The 7,932-nt window shown below is 65.4% G+C and carries 7 protein-coding genes; all 7 read right to left on the bottom strand.

Features of this window, described 5'->3' with window-relative positions:
• Nucleotides 1-55: 55 nt before the first annotated feature.
• Nucleotides 56-598, bottom strand: a complete 543-nt coding sequence (locus tag IE185_RS32540; protein WP_444545116.1) for a winged helix-turn-helix domain-containing protein — start codon at nucleotides 596-598, stop codon at nucleotides 56-58.
• Between the two features lie 9 nt (nucleotides 599-607).
• Nucleotides 608-736, bottom strand: a complete 129-nt coding sequence (locus tag IE185_RS33795) for a hypothetical protein (protein ID WP_268246691.1) — start codon at nucleotides 734-736, stop codon at nucleotides 608-610.
• 344 nt (nucleotides 737-1,080) lie between these two features.
• Nucleotides 1,081-1,578 carry a hypothetical protein gene (locus IE185_RS32545; RefSeq protein ID WP_138898188.1) on the bottom strand — a complete coding sequence of 166 codons (498 nt, stop codon included), beginning with the start codon at nucleotides 1,576-1,578 and terminating at the stop codon, nucleotides 1,081-1,083.
• Entirely contained in the window at nucleotides 1,575-6,290 is a 4,716-nt protein-coding gene (locus IE185_RS32550; RefSeq protein ID WP_189716537.1) for a putative T7SS-secreted protein, read from the bottom strand. Before IE185_RS32550 ends, IE185_RS32545 begins: the two co-directional genes overlap by 4 nt.
• Nucleotides 6,290-6,898 carry a hypothetical protein gene (locus tag IE185_RS32555; RefSeq protein WP_138899128.1) on the bottom strand — a complete coding sequence of 203 codons (609 nt, stop codon included), beginning with the start codon at nucleotides 6,896-6,898 and terminating at the stop codon, nucleotides 6,290-6,292. The genes IE185_RS32550 and IE185_RS32555 overlap by 1 nt, the downstream gene beginning before the upstream one ends.
• Nucleotides 6,895-7,302, bottom strand: a complete 408-nt coding sequence (locus IE185_RS32560) for an SseB family protein (protein WP_138899129.1) — start codon at nucleotides 7,300-7,302, stop codon at nucleotides 6,895-6,897. The genes IE185_RS32555 and IE185_RS32560 overlap by 4 nt, the downstream gene beginning before the upstream one ends.
• Before the next feature lie 280 nt (nucleotides 7,303-7,582).
• Nucleotides 7,583-7,932: hypothetical protein (locus IE185_RS33550; protein ID WP_229843848.1), on the bottom strand; the 350-nt coding region annotated here is incomplete at its 5' end.

Raw genomic sequence — 7,932 nt, forward strand, 5'->3', positions numbered from 1 at the left:
ACCGTCCAAGCCATCCACACCCTGCTGACCTGCGACTATTCAGGATGAAAGAGGCTCAGTGAAGACCATGAAGTGCATCCGGCCCTTGGTGCTGATCGCGGACATCGCGTTCACCGAGAACCGGTTGCCCGTGCGCCGCACGATCGGGGTACGCCCCTTCTCGCCCCAGGTCCGGCCGGTGACCTGATCGGAACGGACACCGATCGGCGAAGAGGATCTCACCGCCCTCGGCCTTCGCCCTGGCCCGGATCGCCGGCAAGGTCTCCTCGTGCCAGCGCCGCACCGCCTGCGGGTCCTGTTCCACCGCCCGCTTGTCGGGACGCCGGAAGGAAAGCCCCCACCGCTTCAGGTACTTGCCCACTCCCGGTTCGGTCAGCCGCACCCGGTACAGCTTCGCGATCAGGTCACCGATCAGGCTCCGCGTCCACAACTGCCCCACCAGGCCCACATCGCTCGGCCGATAGTCAAGTACGGCCTGGCGCACGGCGGCCTGCTTGGCCTCGCCCAGCACCTGATGGACCCCCACCGGGCGACCACGCGGCTGCGCGAGCAGTGCGTCCCGGCCCCCGCCCTGCCACCTCGCCCACCAGTTGTCCACGGCCTTCAACTACACCCCGAACACCGCCGCAACGTCCTCACCGTCCCGCCCCGCCACCAAAGCGGCCACCGCCCGCAACCGCAGAACCTCCTGCGCCGACGGCGACAGATGCCGCGCGTCCCCCACCAGATCACTCACACCCAGCTCAACGACCCAGAATCACAAGCGTTTCGGATCAATAGAGCCGAGCACGGAAGACCTGACATGGGCGTGGAATGCATAGGGTTCGTGGTGCAGCAACTGGGCGTGCCGTGTGACCAGAGAATACGAGCTGTCCCGTAACGACGCGCACGCCAGTAATGCTGGGTCTGGGGCAGTGGCTGATGATACCGCCGCGAGTGCTTCTGTCACCTTGACTTTGGCAGATCCGCGATCGCGCGCATGAGATCGCCGTACGACAGCTGGTGATTCGCCCGCTCCACGAACAGACCAAAAAAGACGATCACGCGAAGACCACACAACGGACCATGAGCAGTCACGGATCAGGTTACGAAAAACTCACCGCATTCACTCAACGCTCGATACGCCGACATTGGTGTAGACTGATCGGTTTCATCGTTCATGCCCAGGAATGGCAGCGACATGTTCACTGTAGAAATCGCGAGAAGGTGTTCATTAGTCGAATTCCACTCTCGAATTGCCAGTAGGCTGCGGGAGATTGCGTGAAATGCCGGGCTAGTGTCCTCCCATCCTGGTGCTGCTAGGTGGCCGCCGCCCTCCTGGTCGGCTACAGGGCGATAAGGAGGAATGATGACGAGGTTCGGAAGGTTGTCGTTCCTCCGGTTCGGCAGGATTTGCGCGACGTCTCTCTGTGGGCGACCACCGTATCTTTCGAACGCGAAAGATCCGGCCATCAGAATGGCATCTACAGAGAGTTGAGTGGGGGATACATCGCGATACTCAATGAGAGTTGACGGCGGAATACATTCCTTCCACAAAGCGAGAACCTGAGGTTTCTGGGAAGTGATGTAGATGTTCATCTTCCGCTCCCGGGGATTGGCATACTCGGCATGAATCGAACTCGGCCCATTCTCTGCATTTCTTCTGAGCTGATGGCGACTGGCCGGTCTACAGCGCCTCCTGCATCTGCAAGGTGCTCAATTCTACTCTCCGCCTTAATTACACTCTCTGGGATTGAGCCATACGCGATGTGATAGGGACCTTCATCGGGTAGCAAGCTATATATTTCGCGAGCGTATGCGGCCGCCCCTTCTGCCGTGTGGCTAAAGTATTTCGATTCGATTCCGTATGGATTCTCAAAACGGCGACTTCCTTGAAGTTGGCTGAGCTCTTGCTCCTTGACCGCACGGTACAGGTAAATTTCGCCAGGGTTGAGTTTCTCTGCTTTTCCCCCATCTTCACAGGGCAACAAGCCGAGAGGGTCGCCCCAGGTATGGGGATTGTGGACGTACGCGAGGGGGTTGGGGGCCGGAGCGAGTCCGAGTGGGTCGGGCGTGAGGTAGCGGGCGGTCTCGGGATCGTAGTGGCGGAAGTAGTTGTAGTGGAGGCCAGTTTCAGGGTCGTGGTATTGGCCGGGGAAGCGGAGCGGGGTGTAGGCAGTGGCGCCTCGGTTCCAAGCTGTGGTGCCCCAGAGGGTGGTGTGGGTGCGCCAGGCGAAGTCGCCTCGCTCGTCGAGGAGTTCGGTGGGGGTGCCGACAAGGTCAGTAACGATGGCATAGAAGCGTTCATCGACTGCCGCCTGCCTGGCATCGGAAGCCGTTTTGCGTTCGGTTTGGGCTAGTGGGCGCAGGCCGTCGTGGTCCCAAGTGAGGGTGACCACCCTCGGGATCCCCGTCGCGTGAGTCGTCTGTTCGCATAGCGTCGTGCCGTCCCAGGTGAAGTCAACCTGCTCCACGACCGTTTCGGAACCGTCCGGAGCGAGACGTCGCTTGGCGATGCGCCGGCCCAGCGGGTCGTACTGGTAGCGCCAGGTCGTGCCGTCCGGTGTGAGGACCGAGACCAGGCGGTCCTCCGCGTCCCAGGTGTAGCGCCAGGTGTCTGGCTTGCGGGACAGGCGTGGCTTTTGGCGCAGTGCGATGCGGCCCGCCATGTCGTGTTCGTAGCGGACCCCGCCCGCCGTGCGGATGCGTGTCCCGGTGTAGGTGCGCGGGCCTACTGCTTCCTGGCCCGGCATGGGGGCGGGCCAGGAGGCCGACGTCTGGTTGCCCGCCTTGTCATATGCGTATGCCTCCGTCCAGCCTGCCGCGTGGACCGCGGTGACCCGGCCTGCCGCGTCCAGGTCGAAGCGGCTGGATCCGTTGAGCTGATCGTCGATGCCGACCAGGTTGCCGTCCGCGCGGTATGAGTAGGCCCGCTGCTGGACGCGCTGGTCGGCTGGGTCGACCAGCTCCTGTTTGGTCAGGCGGCCGAGGCCGTCGAATGCGCTGGTGACGGTCAGAGCTCCGGCCAGGTGGCGGGAGAGTTCTCGGCCTGCCTTGTCGTGCTCGAAGGTCAAGGTCCGGCCGGAGGTGGCCAGTTCGGTGCGGTTGCCTGCCGCGTCATAGGTCCACGTGCTGACCGCGCCCATCGGGGTGGTGCGGCCGGTACGGCGTCCTAGTGCATCGTAGGTGTACGTCACCGCACGGCCGTTGACTGTCTCCGCCAGCAGGCGGCCTGCATCGTCCCGTTCCAACGTCAGGACTGCGTCCGGTCCGGTCGCCCGGGCCAGGCCGCCCGTTGGGTCGTACCTGTACGTCGTCACCGCGCCCGCCGCGTCCTTCGTCACCGTGCGACCCAGCACATCCCGCTCAAAGCGAATCACCGAACCGGAGGCCGTCGTCCGCATCGTCAGCTGGCCTGCCGCGTCATGGGCGTATGTCAGGGCGCGGTCGTCGAAGTCCGTCTCGGCTATCAGGCGGCCGACCGGGTCATATTCGTAACTCCAAGTCAGCCCATCGGGGTTGGTGACCTTTCGGAGCTGGAGTTCCGTGTCGTGCTCAAACTCGTAGCGGGCCCCGTCCGGGCCCGTACGAGCCGACATCAAGTCCAAGTGCGTGTACTCGAAGGACGAGAGCGCGCCCATTGCGTCTGTGTGTGACGTGCAGTTTCCCTCGCCGTCGTACGTCCACGACTCCGTAGCGCCGTCCGGAGCGATGCGCCGGGCCAGCTTGCCCTCAACCGTCCAGTACATCCGGGTCGTCGCGCCCAGCGGGTCAGTGACTGCGACCGGGCGACCCAAACCATCCCGCTCATAACGCGACACAGCGCCAAGGGAATTGGTGACTTCCACCGGGAGGCCGGCGGCGTTGCAGACAACCGTTGTCGTCGCCCCCAGGGCATCCGTGACGCCTGCCAAATGGCCCCACTGGTCATACGCGAAACGCGTCGTCGCACCCGAGGAATCAGTCAACGACGTCCGGTTGGCGAACTTGTCGAATGCCTGGGTGAGGTGAGTGCCGTCGGCTCCGGCTATGGAGACTGGCATGCCTTGGTCGTTGTAGCCGATGCTGCTGTAGCGGCCGTCCGGGCGGACGACCATCACTGTGCGGCCCGCTGCGTCGTACGCATAGCAGACCGTGCGCCCGAGCGGGTCAGTGACGGTCAGGGGGCGGTCGTACCGGTCGTAGGTGGTGTGCGTGGTGGCCCCGTCAGGGGCGATCTCTTTGACGACCTGCAGGTCACGGTTGACGTGGTAGCGCGTGCTGTGGCCGAGCGAGTTGGTCGCGGTGATGACACGGCTCCCGTCGGGATCGGTGTCGTCGTAGGTGAACGTGTTTCGCAGGTGGCCTGCTTCGCCTGACTGGTGGGTGCAGCGCCCCTGGTCGTCGTAGATGTAGTTGTAGGACGAGTTGTTGGTATCGGTCCAGGCGGTGATACGGCCGAGAGAGTCGTTGGTGAAGCGGGTCGGAATGCCGGAGGACTTGGTCACCGCCGCCAGGTAGCCGTGCTCGTCAAAGCCGAAGCGGACCAGTACCTGATCGCCGCCGTCCGTGGCGGCGCCCGCCAGGTGCAGGGCGGTTATTCGGCCCTCGGCCGTCGTGATCTTGAGGTGGTAGCCGGCCGAGTGCACGACGCCGGTCGGGGAGCCTTGGTCGTCGTACTCGAAGGTGAGCCACTGGCCCGAGCGATCGATGATCTGCGCCAGTAGCGCGATGCCGTTGCCATCGCCGCCAGGGGATGCGAAGTCCCATATTCGGCCGCTCAGCTCGTCGGAAACGGTGTAGTCGCCGTAGGCGTCGATGCTCAGCGGATACCGGCCCCCCTCCAGGGGCAGCGTCGGCACGCCGGGTGCGGGATGGGGGTAGGCCAGCATGGCCCCGTTGTCACGGATGAAGATGACGCCTTCTGCGTCGATCTCCAGGCGCTGGTCGGCGGTGGAGGTCCAGCTGGGGCCGAACCAGCGGCCGGCCTGGTAGGACGACTCGAACTGCCGGGTGAAGACCAGTGGCAACCGGGCGGGCAGTGATACGTCGGTCTGGGACAACGCCATCCGGCCGGTGGCCATGTCGATGGGGTCGCCGAACCACTTGCACTTCAGTTGCCTGGCAAGGTCCTTGAGCGCCACGTCGAGACTCCGGCGCGCGGCACCCGTCCCCGCACCTCTCGCCGCTCCCCGAGCGGCCCCCTTGGCCACCCCGCCCGCGCCCTTGCCGCCGATCAGGTTCGACAGGAAATAGCCGCCTGCGTCGCCCGGGTCGCTCTTCCAGCCGCTGCCGAGCATGGCCGCGGGCAGCCGTTCGGGGTGTGCTGCGGTGCCGGTCAGGCCAGCCAGCAGCATGTTGGAGTTCTTCATCCACTCAGCGGGGTGGGTGAGGTTGTAGCTGTCCATCGGGTTGAGCGTGCGGGCCAGCTTCACCATGTCCGCGCCCCCCTTGAGGAAACCACCCAGGACATGCGCACTGTTGAGCTGGGTGCCGACCCACCCATCCTTGGCATTCGCTGCGAGCCGGTCGGTGAAGTCCGGTTTGGCAGGGGCCTTCTCCAGAGCGCTGTTCACCTTGGCCCGGGCGTCGCGGGCAGCCGAGCTGCGCTGGCGGCGCGCCTCAGCGAGGATTTCGTGGGCTTCCTTGCGGGCTGCTGTGCCGGGATCGTTGAACTCGCCCAGCTGCCGGGGCATGGGACCCGGATCCCGACCCGCTTGGGCAGCCTGGTTGTACTGGCTGGCGGCCTTGTCGTAGGCGTTCACGTTTGCGTCGTGGGCGTCGGACGCCTGCTTGCTCGCTTGCTCGGCCTTGCGGTAGAGGTCGATCGCGGCCCGGGCTTGGTCCTGGGCCCAGCGCACCGTGTCCGCGTACGCGTCCAGGGCCCGGCTGGCCTCCTCGCACGCGTCGGCTGCCCCCAGCCACTGCTTGGGGTGCATGCCGAACTTGTCGCGGAAGGCGTCCGCGGCCTGGCCCTGCCAGCCTCCTGCGTCCAGCGACCGCATGCCCTGGCCAACGTTGTCGAACGCCTTCTGGAAGTCACGCAGGTGCTTGGCCCGCGCCTCGAGCGCAGCGGGGCTGCCGTGGATCAGCTCCGTGGGTTCGTTACTCTCACCCAGCTGCCGCTCCTGAACGTTGCCGCCCAGGCGGTTGTTCACTCCCTCGCCGAAATCGCGGACCCCTTCGGCCATACCGTCGGCACCGAGTTCGGTCAGGCCGACGGCGGTCTTGTCCGTGGTCCAGTTGACGGCCTCGCCGACACCCTCCTTCGCGGAGTCGAGTGCGCTTCCGATGCCGTCGCCGACCTTGTTGATCGCATCCCCGAGGCCCATCAGTGCTCACCCTCCACAGGCGCTTCGCCCTCGGTCTGCGGCGGACCATCCCATTGCCAGTCGGTTCTCTCGTCGAGCAGCGCGTCCGGGGTCACCGTGGACGTCTCAATGTCCTGCCAGGCCTGTCCCCACGCCTGCCGGGCACCGGCCTGCCCCTCCAGGACTGACTCGGGGCTGTAGTCCGGATTCGCAAGGTGCGACAGCGAGTTGTCCTTGAGCGTGTCGTCCCAGGAGTGCTGCTCGACCTCCTCCTTGGACATGTACGGGTTGCCTGCCGCAGCCGTCCACACGGTCTTCAGCGTGTTCGAGGCGTACTGCTCCTGCTCGTGGTAGATCCCCGCCGAGAGGTTGAGCCGTGCCGCGAACTCATTGGCGTCCTGCATCAGGGAACGCACCCCCCACCCCCACCGGTCGCAAAAGCCGGCGAACGTCTCCCGCAGACCGGAGTCGCCCACCTCCAGGTCCGCCAGCTCCAGATCGTCGAAGCCGCGCCCGAGATTCGCCTCGATGTCGAAGCCCAGCTCCTTCAGCTCCGACATGGCCTGATTGATGCCTTTGGTGATGCGCTCGAGAGCGCCCGGATCAAGCTGGTAACCGTCGCCGCTCATCCGGCTGCCCCCGCCGCGTGCGCGTCCTTCGCGTCCATGGCCACTGCGTCCGGCACGATGCCCGCCACGGGCGGCAGCACCATGCCCGTCTCACTCCCCGCATCCAGCGCAATGCCCATCGGCTCACCGGCGTTCGGGATCAACTGGTCCAGCAGCCGCGCCCCGTACACCGGAACCCGCTCATGGAACGTCTCACCGCGCGCCACCCCGAAGCGCGCAAGAGCAGCGTCGTCCGTGAAGGCGAACAGCCAGCGAATCCCGCCCAACTCCACCGACAGCAACGACCCCTCCACCACCGGCACCAGCACCTCACTGCGCCGGAACTCCCCCACCAACGACCGCAGATCCCCCGCTCCGGTCCCGGCCAACTCCGTCAGCCGCAGCGCCAACGCCTCAGCACGCATACCCGCCACCCCCGTTACTCGTTGCGTACGCGAACCTGCACCGTAACCGACCCGTCCGACAACCCACCACCAGCGCCAAACACCGGACACCCAAGATGACGCAAAGAAGCCAAGAAACACACACGCCTGCGACTTGCTCCACCAGCGCGGACACCCCCCCACCTCGACACTGGTGCACTCCACGCCTTGCCTGAGGCCACAGCTGGGCCACAAAGACGTACCCGTGTGATCATGAGAAGGACGCGACCGTGCAGACCACCCTTGATAGTTGCATGTGAAACTAATCGGTCGAACGAGGAGGCTGCGCGATCAAACGGTTCTGGATAACCCAGGCATGCCTCATCGACGCCCTCATCAGCTGCCGAAACGCCCGCAATCTCCACCCGGCAGCCGTCCGACCAGATCGGCCACCGCCTGCGGCGGGGCCGGCAAGGCGGCCGAAAAGTGCGTCGGCGTCCGCCTTGGTCAGGGCGCTCTGCGACTGCAGGACCCGCACCAGCCGGGTAGATCCCGGGCCGGCCTCCACTCCCACCAGCACCTCGGCGATCCGCTGCCCGCCGCCGTCGGTCGCGTTAGTACTGCAACGGTCTTTGCCGTGACGGTTGGGCAATTTCTGGTGGTGTGTGGCCG

Origin of the sequence: Streptomyces chryseus (assembly GCF_014650755.1) — a bacterium.
Taxonomy (GTDB): domain Bacteria; phylum Actinomycetota; class Actinomycetes; order Streptomycetales; family Streptomycetaceae; genus Streptomyces; species Streptomyces chryseus.